Here is a 22,154-nt window from a genome sequence, read left to right as displayed (position 1 = left end):
CGATGCTACCAACAGCCGTCGGCGACAAACGCCCGCTTTGCCCGCCACTTTCCGCGTTCAGCAACGCGCTGTCCGGCAACCGACAGTAGCGCAGCAGTGGTGGCGCCCAGGTACGATCGCGCCGGTACCCCGACCCCCCGCTGCACGGAGTTCTCACGTGATCAACCGACTCGCGGACCAGGCCAAGGGCCTGGTCCAGTCCCGTATGACGGCGGCAGAGATCAACCGGCGGCAGGTTCCAACCTTCCGGACCACCGACGTACAAACCGGCACACCGACCGTCTACTACCTCGCGCCGGACAACCCGCGGCCCAGCGGCGGGGTACGGGTCATCTATCGCCATGTGGACCTGCTCAACGACATGGGCGTCCGGGCGTACGTCATGCACAAGGACCCGGCGTTCCGCTGCACCTGGTTCGCCAACCAGACACCCGTCGTCGCGGCCGCGAGCGCCTGCCTCGGCCCGACCGACATCCTCGTCGTCCCCGAGTGGTACGGACCCGGTCTGACCGCGATCCCGACCGGGCCACGCCTCGTGGTGTTCAACCAACGGGCGTACGACACCTTCGACCACATCCCGTACCCGGACACCCGCCCCGGTGCGCCCTACGCCGACCTACCCGGTATGACCGCGCTGCTGGCCGTCTCGCATGACAACGTCGAGCTGCTCAGCCATGCCTTCCCCGACATTCCGGTGCGGTTGACGCGCAACGTGGTCGACCCCGACGTGTTCGCTTTCGGCAGTTGGCCCAGGCGACGACGCATCGCGTACGTCGGGCACCGGCGGGCCGACGAACGCGACCAGTTGCTGCACATACTGCGGTCCCGCCGGGTGCTGGACGGCTGGGAGGTCACCCGGATCGCCGGACGCACCGAGCAACAGACCGCGGAGATCATGCGTGACTGCGCCATCTTCCTGAGCTTCAGCGACCGCGAGGGGTTCGGTATGCCACCCGCCGAGGCGATGTCCTGCGGCGCGTACGTGGTCGGCTATCCGGGCCTGGCCGGTCGCGAGTTCTTCGATCCGGCCCACTGTGCGCCGGTGCCCGACGGAGACCTGTTGGCCTTCGCCCGCGCCGTCGAACAGGCCTGCGCCACCTGGGCCACCCAGCCGGAGGAACTGGCCAGACGGGCGGGTGCCGCCTCGGCTGCGGTGCGGGACCGCTACACCGTCGCCGGCCTACGTCACGACCTCACCGCCTTCTACCGCCCGCTGCTCACCACCGGCTCACCACCGGCTGACCACGGGCTGACCACGGGCTGACCACCGGCGCGGAACGCACCCACCGACCCGTCAGCCGCGCCAAAGTCCCGCCACCGGTCGGCCCGGTCAGCTGTCCGGCCCGCACCGGTCGGCCTGGTCAGACGCCGTACCGGCTCCAGGTGCGGTAGCGGGCATCGTTGCGCAGTCGGCGCCCGACCACGCTGGCGGCGAAACCCGGCACCAGCGGGGCGAACCGTGGACCGATCGCCCGACGCCGCTGCAGCCCCGCCCAGTGCGGTAGCTGCTCTGCCGCCGGATACGTCTCCCGGGCGAACTCCACGTACCAATCGACCGGTTCATGGTCGGTCAGTCGCCGGTCGTAGGCATGACACGCCGATTCGAGAGCCTCGGTGGCCAGCGCCCGACGGGCCAGGTCGTGCAGCTCCCGGGCCCGGGGCAAGCTGCCACCGGGACCGCCGAACAGCACGTCGAAGGCGGTCCGCCGCTCGATAAGGTCGGTCCGCCGCCCGGACGCTGCGGTGACGCTGACGCTGGCCGCGTGTTCCCGGTGCCAGGCCTGATCGGCACCGTCGACGTGGCCGACGTCGGAGACCGCTGCCACCCGCATCCAGGCCTCCATGTCGCAGGCGTACCGCATCCGGCTGTCCCACGGGCCGACCTCGGCGTAGACGCTGGCCCGGACCACGGCCTCGGGAGTGGTGATGCAGTTGACGCCCAACCGGCACCGCTGGGCGATCCACTCCTCGCCGGACCAGATCGTCCAACCCGTGGCCTCCGAACGGAACTCGGTCGGCACCTCACCATGGAAGTGCACCGGGTGGCCGTACACCAGACCGACCTCGGGGAACTTGTCAAACAGCCGCACCGCGCGGGCCAGTGCCCCCGGGGTCAGCAGGTCGTCCGCGTCGAGCCGGACAACGAACTCCCCCGTGGCCACCGCCAGCCCGTCGTTGAACGCCACACACGGGCCGTGGTTGGTCTCGTTGTGCACCACGACCAACCGGGGTTCATTGGCCCGGAGCGTGGCCAGCACCTGCCGGGTGTCGTCGGTGGAGCAGTCGTCCACGACGACGACCTCGATCTCGACGCCCTGCTGGGCTAGGGCGCTGCCAACGCTCGACGGCAGGAACCGCCCGTAGTTGTAGCTCGGGATGATCACCGAGACCCGGGGGGTACGGGCCGGGTCGCCGGCTGGGACGGGTGCCGGGACCCGGGTGCGGGGCAGCAGCGCCCGGCGAGCTGACATTGACATACGTCAACCTCTTTCAGGGTCGGACAGCCGTGGCGAGCGGCGTCGTCGGGGCAGGTGGCTCCGGAGGTGGCGGACCGGGCTGCGCCGGGGCGGCCGGCCCGTGCTCCGCCGACTGGTCGGCCGGTCCAGACTCAGCCGACTGGCCGGCCGCCTTCAGATCCCGCAACCGCTGCCGCAGCCAGGGCAGCAACGGCCCGGCGAACGCCACGGTCATCACGGCACCGCCGGCCAGCAACTGCCACAGCGCGCCCGGCACGGTACGCACCACCAGCAGGCCGAGCGCCACCGCAGGCACCGCCACGACCAGCGGCAGCACCAGCGCACCGGCCAACGCCCGCAGCCGGACCCCGTGGCGACGCAGCGCGACCGCGTACATCGGCAGGATGAGCAACGCGCAGACCAGCGCATGCCCGACGCCGGCACCGACCAGGCCGTACCAGCGCACGCCGAAGATCACCGCGGGGAAGAGCGCGGCCAGCCAGACCACCTGGGCGACGAACAATGCCCGGCTCGCACCGACCGCGATCAGGAAGGTCGCCACCAGGTCGAACAGCACCCGGAACGCCCCGAAGAAGGCCAGACCGGCCAGCGCGTCGGCCGCCATCGACCAGCGTTGGCCGTACAGCAACGGCACCACGACACTGGCCAACCCGGACAGCAGTACGCCGACGAGCAGCGCGACGGTCCAGGTCAACGCGGCGGCCGAGACGAATCCGGCGGCCTTACGCCGGGGGTCGGTCACGGTGGCGAAGGCCGGCAGTGCCACCGCCCGGATCGCCACCCCGAGGGCGCTCATCGGCCAGGTGGAAATGTTGAACGCCAGGGTGTAGAGGCCGAGCATCACCGTTCCTGCGGTGGCCCCGACGGTCAGGTGACCGACGTTCATCACCACCCAGGACAGTACGTTGGCGCCAGCCAACGGCACGCCGAACCGGATCAGGCTGCGGGCCACCGCCGGGGCGAACCCGAACGTCGGCCGGGACCGGGTCAGGACGAACTGCATCACGGTGACCATCGACTGGGCCACCACCCGGGAGATCGCCAGCGACATCGCTCCGAAACCGAGCAGCACCAGGGCGACCGTGACGGTGGTGCTCACCACCAGGCTGGCACCGTCGAGGCCGAGCTGGGCACGTTGGCGGAACTCCCGCTGCATGACCGCGTACGGCACCACCGACAGGCCGCTGAGCACCAGCGTCAACGACATCACCTGCACCACCGGGGTGGCCTGCGGGCTGTCCATCGCCGCCGACACCGGCCCGGCCGCCATCGACATCGCACCGGCCAGGCCCAGGCTGGTCAGCAACGAGATGGTAGTGACGGTGCCGGCGCGGCCCTGCACCCCGTGCCGGATGATGTCCGCGCTCATCCCGAGGTCGGCCAGGGACATCACGATGGTCTGCACGGTCAACGCGACCGCGAAGACGCCGAACTCCTCCGGGGCGAGCAGCCGGGCCAGCAGGACGCCGACACCGAGGCTGCCGATCCGCAGGGCGATGCTGTTCAGGGTGCTCCACGCGAGGGCGCGCTTGACCCGGGCACCGAGCGGGGCCGGTGCCGCTGCGTCAGCTGTCACTGCCGCTCCCGGCCCCGGTCCGGCCGGCGGCGAACCGCTGCCGGGCCAGGCTCGCCTTGAAGTTCAGCAGATGGGCGGTCGGATGTGCCATGGCTCCGGCCCGGCGCGGCAGGTTCAGCCGTTGCTGCACCGCGCGGGCGTAGATGTCCGTCTGCCGCCGGCCGGCGGCCTGCAGGCTGAACCGTTCGACGACGGTACGGCGGCCGAACTCGCCCAGCTCGGCCCGCTGCCGGGGGTCGGCGGTGCCGAGTTCGGTGAGCGCGGCGGCGACCCGGTCGGTGCCGTCGGTGCCGTCGCCGAGGCCGTAGAACCCCTGATCGAGAAAGACCGGCAGGGTCTGCGGGGTGAGCGGCAGCCAGAACCCCTGCTCGCCCTGCACGACGACGGGCTTGGCGAAGGCCATCGCGCGCAACGCCGACGACCCCATGCCGATGACGATGTCGGCGGCGGCGTACGCGTCGTGCGGGTCGAGCATCGCGCCGGTGAGGGTGACCACCTCTGCGCCCCGCTCGGCGTTGGCCTTGTCGGCCGTCTGCTGGATCTCGGCGCGGGCCTCGCCGTCACCGACGATCAGCAGCCGCATCCGCAGCGCCGGGTCGATGCCGACCATCGCCCGGGTCGCGGCGAGCAGTCCTTCGAGTTTGAGTGCCGCCGCCAACCGGGAAACCGACACCACGGCGATCTCGTCGGCGGCGATGCCGAGGGCACGCCGGGCCGGCCCGGGATCGGCGACCGGGGCGTTGGCGTCGGTGTCGATGGGCGGTTCGATGACGTGCACCTCGGTCCGGTGCGGGCGTTCCTGGGCGGCGATCTGCTCGGTGCCGACGATCAGCGGCAGGTGCCGGGGCACCCAGGCCGGGACCTCCATGGAGAGCACGGTGACCACGAGCGGCACCCCCTGGCGCAGGTACGCGCCGTAGGCTGCCTCCAGGCTGGGCGCCCACTCGTAGGCGTGGACCAGGTCGATGCGGCGGTGCCGGACCACGGCGGCGATGGCGGCGACGTTGCGCGGTGACGGCGCCTCGCCCTTCGGTGGGGCCTGGACGAACTCCAGGCCCCACTCGTCGACCATGCTCCGCAGCTCGCCGTCCGGGCCGTAGATGATCACCTCGTGCCCGAGCCCGGCCACTGTCGCCGCGATCTCGATGGCGTTGATCTGGCTCCCGCCGATCTCCATCGTGTGCAGGCAAGTGAGGATACGCACCTAGTGTCCCTTTCAATCGCGGCGAAGCCGCCCTGCCGATGATTCAACGGCTTCGCCGCGACTGTCCTCAAGAGTTAGGCGTGAACACGACATCTACCCAGTAGTTGTGGTTGACCGACTGGCCGGGGAACACCCAGCCGTACGGGTCGTAGTGGTACGCACCCCCGCCGACCAGCACATGCAGTGGCGAGCGGTCCAGCTCGGCTTCGGCGAACTGGTTGGCGGTCACGGCGTACTGGCCGACCGACGTGTGGTATGAGGCCACATAGGTGGTGTTCGCCACAATGGGCACCGGCTGGTCGAAAGTGACCGTCTGCCAGCCGGATTCCGTCTCGTCGGTGAACTCCGCCGTCGCCAACCGGACACCTTCCGCCGTCCAGAGCGAGCCACGGTGCGTACCGGTGTTGGCCGGGCCCTTGTAGAACCGGACACCGGTGATCTGGCCGGCGACGTCGGAGCGGAACCGCACCCCTACCTCAACCGCGTCCTCGTCGGCCCAGTTCACCGCCGCGGGCACGTCTTCCGGGCCGAAGATGCTGACCGGTGGCGCCGACGGGTCGGGGCTCGGGGTCGGCTCAGGGCTCGGCGACGGCGAGCCGGTCGGGGTCGGCTCCACGGTCGGACTCGGCTCGGTCGACGGCGATGGTCCCGTCGACGGCGTCGGCGACGGTCCGGCCGGTGACGGACTGGTGGTCGGCGTGGGGTCGGGGTCGGCCCCACCGGCACCGGGGACGTACAGCGGGTCGACCCAGTAGTTCGCCGAGTTGTACGTCCCGGTGGGGAACCCGCCGCCCGAGCCGTACCGGTAGACACCGTTGTCCCCCGCCGGGGCACTCAACTGGCCACGGCTGTAACCGGAGTTGAAGAACCCGGCATCGAACGCGTAGTTGCCGTTCGGCGCGTAGTACGACAACACGTACGTCGTACCCGCCGACACCGCCACCGGCTCAGCGAACGCCGCCGCCTGCCAACCCGCACCCTCACCCTCCGGGAACGTCACCTCCGCCAACGGCGCACCACCACCGACCGGCCACAACCGGCCGACCTGGCCACCGGTGTTCCCCGGCCCCCGGTAGAACCGCATCCCGACCACCTCACCGTCCACCGACGGGGTGAACTTGACGCCCACCTCCACCGGCTCGCTCTCACCGACCGACGACTGCTGCGGGACCGCGTCCGGCTCGAACAGGGTCACCACGTCGTCGGAGAAGGTCGTGGTGAACGACCAGGTGTGCGGCTGCGCCATCGGCACCCCGCCGCTGCTGGCCCGTACCGAGGCGGTGTAGGTGTGCAACGACTGCAGCGCGGTGTCCGGGGTGAACGTCGCGAGTCGAGTCGTCTGGTCGTAGGCCACCGTGCCGGCGACCGGCTCGGCCGCCGCGTCGAACAGCTCGAACTCCAGCGACGACTCGTCGATGTCGATGTCGAAGTGGGCGGAGGCCACCACCTCGGCCGCCACGCCGGTGGCCCCGGACGTCGGTACGGTCGCGGTGACCGCCGGTCCGACCTCGCCCGGCCTGCCGGTCGGCGACGGGGATGGTGTCGGCTCCGAGAGCGTATCGGTCGGCAGGAAGTACGGGTCGATCCAGTAGTTCGCCGCACCGTACGTCTGGGTGGGGAAGCCACCGCCGACGTTGTAGTTGAACACGCCGTTGTTCTCCGTCGGGGAGCTCAGCGGGCCACGGCTGTAGCCGGAGTCGAAGAATCCAGGGTCGTAGGCGTAGTTGCCGTTCGGTGCATAGTACGACAACACGTACGTCGTACCCGCCGACACCGCCACCGGCTCGGCGAACGCCGCCGCCTGCCAACCCGTACCGCCGCCCTCCGGGAACGTCACCTCCGCCAGCGGCGCACCACCACCGACCGGCCACAACCGACCGACCTGACTACCCACGTTCCCCGGCCCCCGGTAGAACCGCATCCCGACCACCTCACCGTCCACCGACGGAGTGAACTTGACGCCCACCTCCACCGGGTCGCTCTCCCCGACCGAGGGATGTTGCGGGACCACGTCCGGCTCGAACAGGGTCACCACCTGATCGGAGAAGCTCGAGGTGAACGACCACGAGTACGGCGCGTTCATCGGCACGTCGGCGTCGTCACGTGCGGTAACCGTCGCGGTATACGTCGTCTGCTCGGTCAGCGGCACCACCGGGGTGAAGGTGGCCCGGCGGGCCGCGGCGTCGTAGCTGACGGCACCGGGCACCGGCTCGTCGGCCGGGCCGACCAACGTGAAGTCGATGCTGGCCTCGTCGACCGGCTTGCTGAATACGGTCGACGGGGTCACGTCAGCCGGCACGTTAGCCGCGTCCGCGATCGGCACCGTCGACGACACCGTGGGTGGCGCGTCGTCGGCGGTCACGAAGGTCACGTCGGCGTAGTAGTTGGTCGAACCCCACGAGTTGTTCGGGAAGCCCGCCTCGTCCTCCCGGTAGACGCCGTTGCCCACCGTGCCTTCGGTGGCGGGCGCCAGCAGCGGGCCGGAGACGTGGTCGGTCAGGAAGTAGCCGCCGTCGCTGGCGTACCGGCCTTCCGGCGCGAAGTAGGAGACCACGTAACTGGTACCGGCGGAGACCGGGACCGGGGTCGACAGGCTGACCTGCTGCCAGCCGGTCTCGGTCTCGTCTGTGAACACCGCCGTGGCCAGCACCGAACCGCCGTTGGTCCAGAGCGTGCCCCGGTGCTCGCCACCGTTGCCCTCGCCCTTGTAGAAACGCAGGCCGGTGATCAGACCGTCGATCTGGGGGGTGAACCGCACGCCGACCTCGACCGCCGGCTGGGTGCTCAGCGGCTCGCCGTCCGGTCGGCCGTTGTCGGTCTCGACGAACGCCGGGGTGTCCGGCACCGCCTGGCCGAACAGCGAGTACGGCCCGGATACCGACAGGGCGACCGGGTCGGACGGGGCGCCGATGTTGCCGCTGTCGTCGACTGCCCGCGCCAGCACCACCTGCGAGACGGTGTCGGTGGGCAGGAACTCGTACGTCCAGGAATGCGTACCGGTGGTGGCCGGGTGCCAGGTGCCGCCGCCGTCGGTGGAGACCTCGACACCGGCGACCAGCCCGCCGCCGGCGTCGGACGCGGTACCGGTGACCGTGACCGGCGCGCCGTGGGCCACGGCGCTGCCGTCGGTCGGTCCGGTGATCGTCACGTTGGGCGCCAGAGCGTCGGCGGACTCACCGGTCACCACGATCCCGCTCATCGGGGTGGTCGGGGCCGCGCCCATGTCGGCGAAGAGATTGACCGTGGCCTGCTGGATCGCGTCGTCGGCCGGCGCACCCGAGCCGCCGTCGTGGTAGGCGTCGAGCCCCCACGCCCACTGGATGGTGCCGGCGCCGAAGACCAGCGCACCGCTCGGCGCCCGGTACATCGTCATGTGGTGGGTGGTCTCCCCCGGCTTGTTCTCCGGGCCGTAGCCGACGAGGTACTCGGGGGTGTGGCCGGTCGTGGTGGAGAGCCGGAAGGTGCCGGCCGGCCGGAAGCCGTTGTCGAGATCCTCGTTGGACTCGTAGCCGACGGTGTGCGGTGCCAGGGTGGCGGTCTGGCCTGGAGCCAGCTCGGCCACACCGGTGTGCCGCCAGAACCGCAGTCTGCCCTGCTCGGCGGGGACCTGCATGGCCAGGTCGGTGTTGTTGGCCATGTAGAGGTTGCCGACCAGCGCGTTCTCCGGCTCACGCAGCTCGCCGGTCGGGAAGCGCGGGTCACGCCACACGCCGGTCCACTCGTCCGACGGGTCGATCCGCGCGTTGTCCCAGGTCTCCTTGTAGCAGACCAGCGTGCGGTACGGCGTACCGTTGCCGTCGACGCTGTCCTCCCAGCGGACCTTCCAGTAGACCTCATTGCCGGTGAAGAACGCCAGGTGCACCCCGGCGTCGCGGGCCGCCTCGACGTTGGCCCGCTGCTGCGGCGACCAGTACTCGTCGTGCCCGACGGAGACGTACACTTCGTGGTTGAGCAGCGACTCACCACGGACATCCGCGTCGAGCCCACTGATGTAGCTGACGTCGTATCCGTTGCGCTCCAGGAACCGGATCATCGGATACTCGTTGGCGAAGAGGAAGTCGCGCCCCTGCTGAGCGCCCCGGGTGGCGAACGGCCGGTTGTAGCTGAGCTTGTAGGCGCGGTATGTCGGGCCTTCCCCCCAGTAGAAGTCCGCACCGCCGTAGCGGTTGTACGCCTGCCAGGTGGTGTCGGAGGTCTGGAACACCAACTTCGAGGTGCTGGTGTCGTCGCGCACGATGAACGGGATGTGGCTGTCGCCGCCGGTGTCCGAGCGGACGAGCCGGGCGATGTAGACCCCGGAGACGGCGTCGACCGGTACGTCCCAGGTTGCACCGACCTGCCAGGTGCCACAGTCGAAGATCTGGGTGTCGGTGGCGTGCACACAGTCAGCGTCGGCGTTGGCCGCCAACGGCAGGCTCGGGGTCAGGGTCGCCCACTCGCGTGCGCCGTCGCCGCCGTACCAGCCGAGCCGGTAGACCTTGATCGTGTACGCGGACGCCTCGGTGCGCACCTTGAAACCGATTTGTTCCCCGGCGTTCACGCTTATCGAGGTTGCGAAGCCCTGGATCGTGGGGTCACCGACCCCGGAGATGTCCCACACCGAACTCGGCGTTCCCGACTTGCTGTTCTCACAGGCGATCACGTTGATCGGAGGTGCGCATGGATCGGTGGACGCAGATGCCGCCGGCATCGCGATCATCAGGGTCGCCATCATGACGATGGCGGTCGCGACGGCGACGAAGTGCCGCCGGCCGCGATCTACAAATTGAGATACGCCCGCTCTCACCGAATGTCCCTTCAGGAGCCAGCCCGACGCGATACCGCGTGCCTCCCCCAGCTACGCAGCGCCGACGCTACCAGCGTGAGTCAACCTCACAACCGGGCATGTATCTGACCCTCGGCGCGACCCGGACAGCCCACCCATCACCCATTCGGACAACCGGGCCCAGGGCAACGCGTAATGATCCGCATTCACACGGTTAGTTGATAGACGTTCTTTGAGATGTCGGATCGACGACCGGGGTGGCCAATGAACCGGGTTTCTCGGGCACCGGCACCGGCTTCGTTACGAACCGAACCACCGGGGCGTGGACGTCCGCACCCGCAACGCCGGGTGACTAAGCCGCCACACAGCACCGCACATGCCCACCATCAACGACATCGCGGTAGCGTAGGTACTGAAGCTCAGCGAGTCGAAGGTGAAGCCTGCCGCGATCGCGACCAGCTGCACCGCGACGAGGATCGAGCATAGGTGCCGGTCACGCTCCGACGTCGACCTGCGCCGGGCGAGTAGCGCGACGACGATCGCGGTGACGTGCAGCGCGGCGAGCACCACGACCCCGATCACCCCGTTGGTCAGGGCGAAGGCCAGCCACTGGTTGTCGAGGTACTGGTACTGCGGGGACACCCACGTCCCGGTCCCCCGCCCGAACCACGGTCGTTGGGTGAAGTAGTACCCGACCATGTCGTACCGCTCGGTCCGCGAGGTGATGCTCGGGTCTGTGCTCGCCCCGAGGAACATGTTGGTGATCGTGGTGACGAGTGACGGCTTCGCCACCGCCATTCCGGCGAACATGACCAGACCCAGCGCCATCATGTTGTAGCGCATCCGCCACGCCCAGCTGGGCATCAGGACGAGCAGCACGATCGCCAACGCCACGAATCCGGTCCGGGACATCGTCGCCGGGATCGCCGCTGCGATGAGCAATGCCAGGAATGCGAACATCTGCCGTTGTCGGGAAGTAGCCGAAAAACGTGCAAAGTGGATCGCGAACGGCAGCGCCATCGCCATCAACAGACTGAACTCGATGTAGTGGAAGGTCGTGCTGGGCACCCGTACGCCGCCGCCACGAATCTCCAGGCCGACGACCCAGCCTTTCATCTGCAAACCAGGCACCCGCATGTACTGGGTAAGATCAAAGTACAAGAACGCCTGAATCAGCCCGACCACGGCGACGAAGGCACAGCAGTAGACAAACACCCGCAATACGCCGTCAAGACGGTCCCAGTTGGGCATGCCGTCGGCGGTCAACAGGATCACCCCGGAGATCGCCGCTGCGGTCAGCATCCAGCGGTCCGCCGAGTTCGCCTCCATCACGGTCAGCCCGCGGAGGAAGCCGACCGCGTACGACAGCAGCATCGACAGCAGGAAGGCCAGGATCGCCCAACGCAGCGGTTGCGGTCCGGTGAGCACCAACCGCGAGTTGAGCCGGGCCGTCATCCACCAGAACCACATCAGGATCGCCACGACCAACGCCGGGCGCCCCAGATCGGTCATTCCGGGCAGAATAAGGTGCGACGGGATCAGTGTCAGCAGACAGACCATCAGCGACAACATGACCGGCGCGTCGATCCTGGTCAGCCTGCGGCGGGTCACATAAGTGCGCTCGCTGATCCATGCCGGTTCGAGGTCTGCCGGGTGAACCCCGGACGACATCACCGGGTCCTGCCCTCGGTCATCGTGCCTGGCTGCCGTTCTTGGACGTCTCCGACGGCGTCCACTGCTCACGGCCAGCACCGGCCTTGGGCAGGATTATCGTCGCGTCGTCACGGACCGCGCGAATCACTGCGGTCTCGTCGTTGGCCGACGGCGTGACCGGCTGCTGGGTGGCTGGCTGCGGCTGGGGCGGCTGTTGCGGGCCAGCTGACCGTTGCTGCGTGGGCAGCTGCGAGCCGGAGGCCTCCCCGTCAGCATTGTCGGCCCGGTCGTCGACCGCCCGGAAGGTCAGCGAGCCACTACCAGCGGGCCCGCCGATCTGCACCGGACCGCCGACCAGCCCGCTACCGGCCACCGGTGCCTCACCCGGCGACGGCTCGGCGCCTCGATGCTCATCCGGACGGCTCGTTGAACGGCTCTCCTGGCGACCCTGCGAGGCGTTGCCGGAGCTGTAGACACCGCCGGACTTGCTCGCCGCCACGCCGTCGCGGTCACTCGCCCGCGGGCTCGGGACCGGCTGTGGGCGCGACACCGACCGCGTCTGATCGGTCCGCCCGGACATCGGTGGAATGGTGATCGTCTCGTCGGTGCCGGTGGTGACCGGCGCAGCAGCCACTGGACGGGGCCGGCGCCGCCGTAGCAGTCCGTCGATCCCGATGGTGAGCGCCGCGCTGAGCAGGACGCCGACCCCGGCGACCGCGATCATCGCCCGGTTGACCTTGGAATTGGCCTCCTGGATGTTGTCACCCCGGTCGAGACGACGTGCGGTGATGAAGCTCTCCTCGTTCGCGCCGTAGTCGGCCTGCAGCCCGACCACGCTCGCCTCCAACCGGCGCACGACCTCCTCGGTCGTCTCGGTGGCCTGCTCCTCGGACTCGCCGACCACCTCGATGGTCATGATCGGCTGCTGGTTGTCGAGGGTGATCGCGACGCTCTCGCTGAGACCGGCGGCGTCCAACTGCTTGAGCACGGCCTGGTCCTGCACCGTAAGGGCGGCGGCCCGGCTCAGCGACCCCAGCCCCAGCTCCAGCCAGGGGTTACGGGGAGTAGTAGGGGCATCCTCGTCCGGGGCGGTGTTGGCTGCGGTGGGCGGGATCAGCTGAACGTATGATGTCGCGATATAGTCCGGTTCGACGCTCATTCGGGTCCATCCGGCAGCCGCGACCGAGATGAGCAGCAGCGGTGCCGCGATGTACCACCGCCGGAACAGCAGTTTGGTGAGATCCCAAAAGTCCACTGCTGTCCTTCCATTGGGTGGCGAGGTCGGGGCGCTCGTCTTCCATCGTATGGCCAGCCGAGAAGCATGAAGGTACGGCGTGGGACGTGGAGGCCCGCGCCGGGGTTCAGTGTCCGGGCCGTGCGGGCACCTCCGCAAGCCTCCGGTCGCCGCCCCATCCCGGACATATGTCCCGTTACGCCACACCGAACGACCGAGCAGTACCGAGAGTCACCAACGCGACACCTCCGGCCCCCACCGTCAGGGGGACATACCAGTGGGCCGGGTGGATGCCCAGGGCGTCCACCCGGCCCGTCGGATCGAACCTTACGGCGTGATCTTGTAGATGTGGTAGGTGTGCTCCGCAGCGAAGGTGTCCCGGATCGCACCACCGCTGATCGGCAACGAGCGGTTCTCGAACAGCACCTCGGCGGTGTCACCGGTCACGCCGGGCGGCAGGGCCAGCGAGTGGTCACCAGTCGGGGTGTCCTTGCCGACCATGGCGAAGACGTAGAACGAGCCGTCGTGGGCCTTGAGCATCGTGTCCAGTCCGTTGTTGAACTCCCACTCGTAGGACTGGGTGTTCAGCACCGGCGCCAGGCTGGTGATGCGCTTGTTCACCTCGGCGACGGCCGGACGGACCGCGTCGCCACACCGCTCCCGCAGCACGTGTTGCGAGAGGCACGGCCCGCCGAAGTTGTGGTTGAAGTACTGGATCCCACGAGCCTCGTTGATCACCGAGTTCATCACCGCACCGGTGACCTGCTCACCGGTGATGGTCGGCGCCCAGTCCTCGGTGAACGGGTGCCCCACCTCGACGAAGGCCCAGACCGGCTGTCGCTTGCCGTCCATCGCGTCGAGTTCACGCATCCGCTGCATGGTGAGCCCGTAGTTGGCCGCCCGCCGGCAGTTGTCCTTGTTCACGCCGTACGTCGGGCCTTCCGCCGGAGCGGTGCAGACATGCGGGTCGGTGTACCAGTAGATGTCGTTGGAGACCACCGAGCTGAAGCCGTTGACGAACTTGCTGGCGTCGGAGTCGGACTGCCAGAACATCACGCCCTTGCCGTAGTTGGCGTAGCGCAGCCCGCGGTCACCGGACGGGACGGTGGCCGACTCCTTCTTCATCACGTCCAGTCCGCAGCCGTCCCGGCTGGAGGTGCAGATCGGGCCTTGGCCGGGGTAGTTGCCGGTCCAGGTACCGTTGCCCGGCCCGCCCCACATGTCCGCTTCATCACCGATCACCCAGCCGACGCTCTCGTTGCCGCGGTCGCTGAACGGCTGCGGGATGAAGGCGTACATGTCGTTGCGCCTGATCAGCGAGACATCCGACTGGTCGGTCAACATGACGTAGGTGTTCAGACCGGCCGCCTTGTCCCGGTCGATGTCCTGCTGGGTGTACACACCCTCGTACCAGACGCCGATCGGGAAGAAGGACGGGTCGGTCCAGCCGGACGCCCGCGCCTGCGGGAAGTTCGCGTAGAAGGCCGGGCCGCCCTCCCAGGGCACCCGGGGCAGGTCGAGTACGGCCGGCGTACCGCTGGTCGGCGAGGCCGACGGGCTGGCCGACGGCGTAGCGGTCGGGCTGGCCGACGGCGACGGTGTCGGCGACGGCTCGGCGGAGGCCGTCGGGGACGGCGTCGGTTCCGGCTGTTGCGACCCGGTCGGCTCGAAGGCGAGGTCGACCCAGTAGTTGCTGGCCTTCCAGGTCTGGCGGGGGAAACCACCCGATCCGTACGCGTAGACGCCGGCGGTGCCGTCGGCCCGCAGCGGCCCGGCGGACACCGGCCGCTCGAAGTAGCGCTGGGTGGCCCGGTACCGGCTGGTGTGGTAGGAGGCGACGTACACCTCGCCCGCCTCGACCTCAACCGGCTCGGGCAACGCGACGTGCTGCCACCCGGAACGGGACTCCCGCTTCGGTACGGCGGTCGCCAGTCGCTCGCCGTCCGCGGTCCACAGGTTGACCCGGTGTCGACCGCGGTCCCCCTTGGCCTTGAGGAAACGCACCGCGGTGACCACCCCGTCGCGGTCGGCGGTGAAGCGTACGCCGAGCTCCACCGGCCGGGTGTCCGGGTCGACCGGCACCCGGGACACGTCCGTCTCGGCGAACAGGGTGAAGCCGTCGACCTGCTCCCCGGCGACCGACGCGGTGACCACCGTCGCGGTGGCGAGGAAACTGGCCACCACCGCGCCGATCATCACCAGCCGACCGCGACGGCCGGTGGGGCGACGCAGCATCCGCCGCCGGCCACGACCAGACCCGGCCACGCTCGCGTGCCGGCCGGTCGCGACCGGCCCGCTCTCCGCGGTGGGGCGCGGCGACGGACGACCGGGCCGCCGGGCGCGCGGTGACCCGGGTAAACCGGACGAACTACCCGTGGACGACCCCGGGAACGGCTCGTCCCGCCCCCCGTCCGGCTCGAAAGAATCCTTGCTTACCACGAGATGTACACCTCTCGGGACATGGTCCGTTGTCGGTATTGCGTTCGGCGGATCTCCCCCAGGCATCCCCGTCCCGACGGTACGCAGCGAACTACGCCGCCCGATCGGGGCCAAGGCTGACGTTAACCCAGGCCACGGACCCGCCCAAGGAACTTAATGCTCTCTTATGGCAAACCGGCACGACCCTGAGCCCACTCGCCGCCGAGGTGAATGGCGAAGTTCACTCACCTCACACATCGACAGATCGAGATCGTTTACCGGGCTCTCGGACCGGATCCGAAGGCGTCGACCGCCGATTGTGGATCAGCGGTACCACCGCTCGGCACCCCACCGGTGGGCCGCCCCCAACCGGAACGCACGCTCCATCCAGGAGAACGCCGCCTCAACTCTGCGGCAACAGTGATCGCCACATAACAGAACGCTGCCGGAACAAGATGCGGCGCGGTGAGAACAACCCGCCGCAACCAGGACCACGGGCGGGAACCGGGCACCGGATCGAGTGCCAACTCAGCGCCTCGCGGATCCGTTCGGACGAACTCCCAGAACTCGGCGTTACCGGCACGAGATCTGGCCACTCGCCGGACCAGCTCACCCGTGCGCCGCGGTGCCACCACCCGTACGGGCAGGTCAACATCCCGCTTCTCGTCGGCGCTGACCACCGCGTCGAGAAACATGTCGTCGGCAATAATGTCCGGAAAATTGGTGAATCGCTCCCGTGCGGCGGCGGAGATCGCGATCAACCCACGGCCGAAGAGGCGGCCACTGAATATCGGCAACCGCGCATTGATCGCGTAGTAGCCACGCACCGGCCAGGTACTCGCGGAGGTGTCGATCACGGGTCGTGGCGCCGCCGCCTCCACCCCGGGTTCGGCGATCGCGGCGGCCAGCGCGCGTAGAAGTTCCACCGGTACCGCGATGTCCGCGTCCAGATAGATCCGGACGTCCCCCCCGGCGATCTCGTCGGCGGCGTTGAGCGCGGCAATTTTCGACGGCGTGGCGATCTCCAGCACCCGGGCACCGCACGACCGGGCGACCGCCGCCGTCCGGTCGGTGCAGCCGTTGGCGGCCACGATGATCTCGACGTCCGGCCCGAAGGATGGCGATTCGGTCATTGCACGCAAGACCGGGCCAATCCCTTCTTCCTCGTTGAAGGCCGGCATGATGACGGTAATCTGCACAACCACGATGCTTCCATTCACGGACGATGCGACAACCAGTCGAATGGGCAACCTCACTATCGCCTAGCTGACACCGATTGGACCATCCGGTGGACCACCACGCCGAGTACGGTGCAGCTTGTGCCTCGTGACCAGTACCCCGTTACCGTAAATAGGCATCGGATCACTCTAAGCAATGTCGCCTTTGATCCCGTTCGAGAAGAAGACGTCATTCGCCATGTCATCGCCGCACTAGACGCAGGCTCCGGCGGCCAGATCATTACCCCGAACGTGGACATTCTGCGCCGCGCCAACCGCGAAGAGGAGTGCCACGGGCACATAGAGTCATCAACTCTGGTGGTAGCGGACGGTGCGCCACTGATCTGGGCCAGCCGGATCGGCGGTGACCCGCTGCCGGCCCGGGTCCCCGGATCCGACCTGATCTGGAGCCTGTCCCGGGCGCTCGGCGAACAGGGCCGGTCGGTCTACCTGCTCGGTGGTGAGCCGGGCACGGCGGTGCAGGCCGCCGCCGTACTCCGTCGCGAGTTCCCCCAGCTCACCATCGCCGGCCAGCTCAGCCCGCCGTTCGGGTTCGACCGGTCCGAGGAACAGCTCAGCCAGATCTGCACCGAGGTGGCCGCCGCCCGACCGGACCTGATCTTCGTCGGGCTCGGCTTCCCCAAACAGGAACGGCTCATCGCCCGGCTCCGGCCGATGCTGCCGAACACCTGGTTCATGGGTTGCGGAGCGGCGATCGGCTTCGTCGCCGGGGTACACCGTCGGGCCCCCCGCTGGATGCAACGCATTGGGTTGGAGTGGATGCACCGGCTGCTCCGCGAGCCACACCGGCTCACCCGCCGCTACCTGCTGCACGACGTACCGTTCGCGCTGCAGCTGCTCGGCGGCAGCGTCCGAACCCGGTTGCGGCGCGGCGACCAGGCCACGAACACCGGCAGCGGATCTGCGCTCCCGCCGACCCGGCACATCCCGGCCCCCCGGGACGGCCAGAGCAGCCAGGGCAGCCAGGGCGGCCAGAGCAGCCAGGACAGCCGGGGCGCCAACCGTCCCGACCCGGTCGGCTCCGGGAACCACCCGTGAGCCGCCCCGACGTCTCGGTCGTCATCGTCTCGTACAACACGAGCCAACTGATCGTGCGCTGCCTGACCGAGCTGTACGCGAGCCTGACGCCGGACGTCACAGCCGAGGTGGTGGTGGTCGACAACGCCTCCACCGACAGCTCCGCCGACACCATCGCCGAGCGGTTCCCGCAGGTCCGCCTGGTACGGCTGACGGAGAACGTCGGGTTCGGCCGAGGCATCAACCGTGGGGCGGCGGTCAGCACCGGGCGCTACCTGCTCTGCCTGAATCCGGACACGGTTCCGGTCGGCCATCCGGTCAACGAACTGGTCACCTTCGCCGACCGGCACCCCGGGCACGGCCTGTACACCGGACGCACCCTGCACCCCGACGGCACCGACGACAACTACTCCTGCTGGGGCATGCCCACGGTGTGGAGCATCTTCGGCTTCGCCAGCGGGCTGTCGACCGCGTTCCGCGGCCGGGCCTGGGCGGATCCGGAAGCGCTGCCCGGCTACGACCGCAGGTCGGTACGCGAGGTGCCGGCGCTGTCCGGCTGCATGCTGCTGATCGAGCGCGAGCTGTTCGGCCGACTCGGCGGCTTCGACCCGCAGTACTTCCTCTACAGCGAGGACATCGACCTCAGCACCCGGGCCAGGGCGCTGGGCGCCCGACCGGTGCTGACCCCGACCGCTCAGGTGGTGCACCTGGTCGGCGCCTCGTCCAGCTCCGAGGGGCAACGGATCCGGATTCTGCGCGGCAAGGCCACCTACGTCCGGCGGCACTGGTCGCCGCTGCGGGCCTGGACCGCCGTCCGGCTGCTGGTCGCCGGGGTCGGTCTACGGGCGGTGGGCAAGACGCTGCTCGGCCGGGACCGGTCCCGGGGCGTCGACTGGATCGAAGTCTGGCGTTCCCGCCGCGACTGGGCCGCCGGCTACCCGTCGGTCGAGGAGGATCGGCCGACCACCGAACGGCTCGAACCGGCCGGCTGACCGCCCCGGATGACCTACCCTGCGGGCACGTCGTGCGTGGGCCGCACCCGTGCGGTCACCCGCCGTCGGCCTGCCGTTGCGGCGGCCCGGCGACCGGGACGTCGGCGAACGCCGCTACCGTCCGGTCGGCGTACGCGTTGGCGTCGCCGTACTCCATCGGACCGTCCCAGCTGGTCGGCAGCGGCACCGTGACCTGCGGCGCGACCCGACGGACCACCTCGTCGAGCACCCGCTCCACCTGGCCGACCCAGAGATGGCGGGCACCTGCGACCCCGACCACCTCCGCCTGTCCGACCACAGCGAACCGCCGGGTCGCCTCGTCCGGCCGCAGGTAGTCGTCCAGCTCCGGAACCAGCGCGGTGAGTGGCTTGCCGGACGCCGACCAGGTGGCCAGGTCGGCGTCGGTGGCGAAGCGCAGCGGCGGCGACAACAGGATCGCGCCCTCGACCGCCGGGTCGCAGCCGTAGCGCAGGGCCAGGTCGGTGCCGAACGACCAGCCGAGCAGCCAGATCCTGGGTAGCTCGGCGAACTCTGCGTACTCGATCGCCGCCGCGACGTCAAACCGCTCCCCCTCGGCCGAGTCGAAGCTGCCGCCGCTGGTGCCGCGCTCGCTGCTGGTGCCCCGGGTGTTGAACCGGAGCACGGCCACGTCGGCCAGCGCCGGCAGCCGCCAGGCGGCCTTGCGGAACACGTGGCTGTCCATCATTCCGCCGTGGGTGGGCAGCGGATGCAGGCAGACCAGCGTGGCGACCGGCGGACGATCGGCTGGTAACGCCAACTCACCGACGAGGGTAAGCCCGTCGGCGGTGTGCAGCTCGATGTCGCGGCGCTCGGCGGGCAGGATCGACATGGACCGGATCGGCTCGCTCACCCGGCCAGTCTCGCACTGCCCTGACCCGCCGGACCGTCGGGGATCAGCCGTAGCGGGGCGCGGAGCGGGATCGCTCGACCGCCGGCCGCCGCTGCTCGCGGGCCCGCCAGCAGCCGGAGTGCCAGTGCCGCCGGTCGGTCAGGTCGCCCCGGCCGTCCGCCGGCCAGGCGACCACGTGCGGCACACCCGGCCGGATCTCCTGCAGACACCCCGGGCAACGGTACGTCTTGGTCGCCGCCGGACCGGGCACCGACCGCACCATCCAGTCGCCGTCGCTGAACGACTGCACGGCGGCGACGCCCCGGCGCACCCGCTCCGGGTCGACCGGCTCGGGCTGGCCGGAATCGCCGTGGCCGGCGCGACCGGCGGACCGGCGGGTCGGACGGTTGCGGCGCGGACTCATGATCGCAAGGGTACGTCGCCGCTGTGGCGCCCTGCTCAGCCGGCGTGGTCGCGGAAACCGCCCCCGGTGCGCCGGCCGAGCCGACCGGCGGTCACCAGGTTGCGCAGCAGCGGGGCGGGTGCCAGCCCGGGCTCGGGCAGCTCCCGGTGGATGGCGGTCTGGACGGCCAGCGCCACGTCCAGGCCGACGGTGTCGAGCAGCTCGAACGGCCCGGCGGGATAGCCACAGCCGAGTTTCATCGCCGCGTCGATGTCGTCCGCCGTCGAATAGTTGCTCTCCAGCATCCGGACCGCGTCGTTGAGGTACGGCACCAGCAACGCGTCGGCGATGAAGCCGGCGCGGTCGCCGCAGGTCACCGCGGTCCTACCGAGTGCCGCGCAGAGTTGGTGCGCGGCCCGCACCGCGCTCGGCGAGGTCCGGACGGTACGCACCACCTCGACCAGGCGGGCCCGCGCCGCCGTACCGCCAACGAAGTGCAGTCCGACCACGTCGGCCGGCCGGCCGGTGGCCATCGCCACGTCGATCACCGGTGCCGTCGACGGGCCGACCACCACCACCAGGTCGACGGCGGCCAGGTCACGCACGGCCTGGTGGTGGTGGTCGGCCGCCGGGACGCCACCGGGGTCGGCCACCGCGACGACGTCGACTCCGGCGGCGGTGAGGACGTCCGCGACGTCGGTCGCGGCGCTGCCCGACCCGACCACCCCGACCGTACGGGGTGCCGGCTCAGCGGCCTCAGCGCCGGCCACCGGGCTGAGGTCGTCCGGGGCGAGCCGCGACGAGCCCGGTGCCTGGTAGGTGTAGAACCCCCGGCCGGACTTGCGGCCGAGCAGCCCGGCGGTGACCATCTGCCGCAGCAGCGGCGCGGCCGCGTGCCGGCGGTCGTGGCCACCACGCTGGTACATCGTCTCCAGCACCTGGTAGGCGGTGTCCAGGCCGATCAGGTCGAGCAGCGTCAACGGGCCCATCGGCAGGCCGTGGCCCTGCTGCATGGCCGCGTCGATGTCCTCCCGGCTGGCGTACCCGGCCTCGTACATCCCGACCGCCTGGTTGAGGTACCCGAACAACAGCGCGTTGGCGATGAAGCCGGCGCGGTCGGTGACGCTCACCCCGACCTTGCCGAGCCGGGCGCAGAGCGACTGGACGTCGCGGGCCACCTCCGGCGCGGTCACCACGGTGCTGATCACCTCGACCAACCGCATCACCGGTGCCGGGTTGAAGAAGTGCAGCCCGATCACCTGGCCGGGACGTTCGGTGGCGACAGCGATCTCGGTGACGCTCAACGACGAGGTGTTGGTCGCCAGGACGGCCCCCGGTGGGCACACCCGATCGAGCTCGGCCAGCAGGCGTCGCTTGAGATCGAGCCGCTCCGGGACCGCCTCGACGGCAAGGTCGACGTCGCGGAGTGCGTCGAGTCCGACCGCGAAGGTCACCCGGGCGTGCAGTGCGTCCCGGTCGGCCGGATCGAGTTTGCCGCGGGCGACGGCCCGGTCGGTGGACGCCGTCAGGTTGACCCGGCCCTTGTCCAGCGCCGCCCCGTCCACCTCGACGGCGACCACGTCGACGCCGTTGCGGGCGAAGACCTCGACAATCCCGGCACCCATCGTGCCGAGCCCCACCACTCCCACGGTGTTGAACTCGCGCGCCATCTGGTCTCCGTCCGTCACCTGCGTCGGCCCCGATGCATGGCGAGTCTGCCACGAGCCGCCGCGCCGCCGCTCAGGAGAGCACCACGACCAGCCAGGTCAACCAGCCGACCAGGAAGATCCCCGCCAGCCCGGCCATCAGCAACGTGCTGGGCCGGCGTCGGGGGCGCATCGGCTGGGTGGGCTCGCCGAGCGCGGTGTGCAGCGGCGAACCCGGCCCGGTGGTCGGGCGCACCGGTGCGCCGGGCAGCGCCGCCGTGGCCGGTCGGGGGATCCGGGTGCCGACCGGGTCGGTGAGCGCCGAGGCCGGGTCGTAGAACCGCAGTTCCACGCCACCGATCCGGATCCGGTCCCCGTCGCGCAGCTCGGTCGGCTGCCGGATACGCAGGTCGTTGACCCAGGTGCCGTTCGTCGACTCCTGGTCGGTCAGCACCGTACGGCCGCCACCGGCGGTTAGCACCGCGTGGCACCGGCTGACCTTGATGTCGTCGATGGTGATGTCCAGGCCGGCGTCCCGACCGATCACCCGTTCCCCGGGGGACAGCCGGTAGCTGGCCCCCGGAGTCGGGCCGGTTATCACCTGAAGGAGAGGTAGCAGCGACTGGTGTTCGGACATCAGCTGGTGAAGTGCCTTCCCCCCTCGACAGCGACGCACGTCGC

General features: G+C 69.9%; 16 protein-coding genes. 4 read left to right on the top strand and 12 right to left on the bottom strand.

Going from position 1 to position 22,154, the window contains the following annotated elements; all coding sequences use genetic code 11:
* Window positions 1-157: 157 nt before the first annotated feature.
* Window positions 158-1,264 (top strand): glycosyltransferase, encoded by a 1,107-nt coding sequence (locus ACXAHD_RS05680; protein WP_475049013.1) that lies wholly within the window; start codon window positions 158-160, stop codon window positions 1,262-1,264.
* A gap of 97 nt (window positions 1,265-1,361) precedes the next feature.
* Here ACXAHD_RS05680 and ACXAHD_RS05675 read toward each other — a convergent pair whose 3' ends face one another.
* The 4 genes from ACXAHD_RS05675 to ACXAHD_RS05660 all read right to left on the bottom strand — a co-directional run bounded on the left by ACXAHD_RS05675 (window position 1,362) and on the right by ACXAHD_RS05660 (window position 9,767).
* Complete coding sequence (locus ACXAHD_RS05675; RefSeq protein ID WP_289213515.1) at window positions 1,362-2,477, bottom strand: glycosyltransferase family 2 protein; 1,116 nt, start codon at window positions 2,475-2,477, stop codon at window positions 1,362-1,364.
* 13 nt (window positions 2,478-2,490) lie between these two features.
* Window positions 2,491-4,053, bottom strand: a complete 1,563-nt coding sequence (locus ACXAHD_RS05670; RefSeq protein ID WP_475049009.1) for a lipopolysaccharide biosynthesis protein — start codon at window positions 4,051-4,053, stop codon at window positions 2,491-2,493.
* Window positions 4,043-5,257 carry a glycosyltransferase gene (locus tag ACXAHD_RS05665; RefSeq protein ID WP_475049006.1) on the bottom strand — a complete coding sequence of 405 codons (1,215 nt, stop codon included), beginning with the start codon at window positions 5,255-5,257 and terminating at the stop codon, window positions 4,043-4,045. Before ACXAHD_RS05665 ends, ACXAHD_RS05670 begins: the two co-directional genes overlap by 11 nt.
* Window positions 5,258-5,324: 67 nt before the next feature.
* The gene (locus ACXAHD_RS05660) at window positions 5,325-9,767 is read right to left on the bottom strand and encodes a DUF4082 domain-containing protein (RefSeq protein WP_475049004.1); all 4,443 of its coding nucleotides are present in this window, start codon (window positions 9,765-9,767) and stop codon (window positions 5,325-5,327) included.
* Between ACXAHD_RS05660 and ACXAHD_RS05655 the strand changes: the two genes are divergently transcribed.
* Complete coding sequence (locus tag ACXAHD_RS05655; RefSeq protein WP_281551335.1) at window positions 9,760-10,026, top strand: hypothetical protein; 267 nt, start codon at window positions 9,760-9,762, stop codon at window positions 10,024-10,026. The two genes, ACXAHD_RS05660 and ACXAHD_RS05655, sit on opposite strands and share 8 nt — an antisense overlap.
* Before the next feature lie 296 nt (window positions 10,027-10,322).
* Here ACXAHD_RS05655 and ACXAHD_RS05650 read toward each other — a convergent pair whose 3' ends face one another.
* From ACXAHD_RS05650 to ACXAHD_RS05635, 4 genes are all read right to left on the bottom strand, one after another.
* The gene (locus ACXAHD_RS05650) at window positions 10,323-11,693 is read right to left on the bottom strand and encodes an O-antigen ligase family protein (protein ID WP_281551336.1); all 1,371 of its coding nucleotides are present in this window, start codon (window positions 11,691-11,693) and stop codon (window positions 10,323-10,325) included.
* A 19-nt stretch (window positions 11,694-11,712) separates the two neighbouring features.
* Window positions 11,713-12,930 carry a hypothetical protein gene (locus ACXAHD_RS05645; RefSeq protein ID WP_281551337.1) on the bottom strand — a complete coding sequence of 406 codons (1,218 nt, stop codon included), beginning with the start codon at window positions 12,928-12,930 and terminating at the stop codon, window positions 11,713-11,715.
* A 306-nt stretch (window positions 12,931-13,236) separates the two neighbouring features.
* Entirely contained in the window at window positions 13,237-15,144 is a 1,908-nt protein-coding gene (locus tag ACXAHD_RS05640) for a DUF4082 domain-containing protein (RefSeq protein WP_475049001.1), read from the bottom strand.
* A gap of 458 nt (window positions 15,145-15,602) precedes the next feature.
* Complete coding sequence (locus ACXAHD_RS05635) at window positions 15,603-16,508, bottom strand: glycosyltransferase (RefSeq protein ID WP_475049025.1); 906 nt, start codon at window positions 16,506-16,508, stop codon at window positions 15,603-15,605.
* Window positions 16,509-16,796: 288 nt separating this feature from the next.
* Between ACXAHD_RS05635 and ACXAHD_RS05630 the strand changes: the two genes are divergently transcribed.
* Both ACXAHD_RS05630 and ACXAHD_RS05625 read left to right on the top strand, forming a co-directional pair.
* Window positions 16,797-17,603 carry a WecB/TagA/CpsF family glycosyltransferase gene (locus ACXAHD_RS05630; protein ID WP_281551340.1) on the top strand — a complete coding sequence of 269 codons (807 nt, stop codon included), beginning with the start codon at window positions 16,797-16,799 and terminating at the stop codon, window positions 17,601-17,603.
* Window positions 17,600-18,574, top strand: coding sequence for a glycosyltransferase family 2 protein (locus ACXAHD_RS05625; RefSeq protein WP_475048998.1), 975 nt, complete (start codon window positions 17,600-17,602; stop codon window positions 18,572-18,574). The genes ACXAHD_RS05630 and ACXAHD_RS05625 overlap by 4 nt, the downstream gene beginning before the upstream one ends.
* A 55-nt stretch (window positions 18,575-18,629) precedes the next feature.
* On the opposite strand, the gene ACXAHD_RS05620 is transcribed toward ACXAHD_RS05625, so the two are convergent.
* The 4 genes from ACXAHD_RS05620 to ACXAHD_RS05605 all read right to left on the bottom strand — a co-directional run bounded on the left by ACXAHD_RS05620 (window position 18,630) and on the right by ACXAHD_RS05605 (window position 22,110).
* On the bottom strand, window positions 18,630-19,445 hold the full coding sequence (locus tag ACXAHD_RS05620) for an alpha/beta hydrolase (protein ID WP_281551342.1): 816 nt from the start codon (window positions 19,443-19,445) through the stop codon (window positions 18,630-18,632).
* A gap of 43 nt (window positions 19,446-19,488) precedes the next feature.
* Window positions 19,489-19,848: a hypothetical protein gene (locus ACXAHD_RS05615; protein WP_281551343.1), complete on the bottom strand. Its 360-nt coding sequence runs from the start codon at window positions 19,846-19,848 to the stop codon at window positions 19,489-19,491.
* 35 nt (window positions 19,849-19,883) lie between these two features.
* The gene (locus ACXAHD_RS05610) at window positions 19,884-21,497 is read right to left on the bottom strand and encodes a 3-hydroxyacyl-CoA dehydrogenase family protein (RefSeq protein ID WP_281551344.1); all 1,614 of its coding nucleotides are present in this window, start codon (window positions 21,495-21,497) and stop codon (window positions 19,884-19,886) included.
* A 70-nt stretch (window positions 21,498-21,567) separates the two neighbouring features.
* On the bottom strand, window positions 21,568-22,110 hold the full coding sequence (locus ACXAHD_RS05605) for an FHA domain-containing protein (protein ID WP_281551345.1): 543 nt from the start codon (window positions 22,108-22,110) through the stop codon (window positions 21,568-21,570).
* Between the last annotated feature and the right edge of the window lie 44 nt (window positions 22,111-22,154).

The sequence above is a fragment of the Micromonospora sp. ABR4_055 genome, from assembly GCF_056160425.1.
This window is presented reverse-complemented; position numbering and strand designations above follow the sequence as displayed.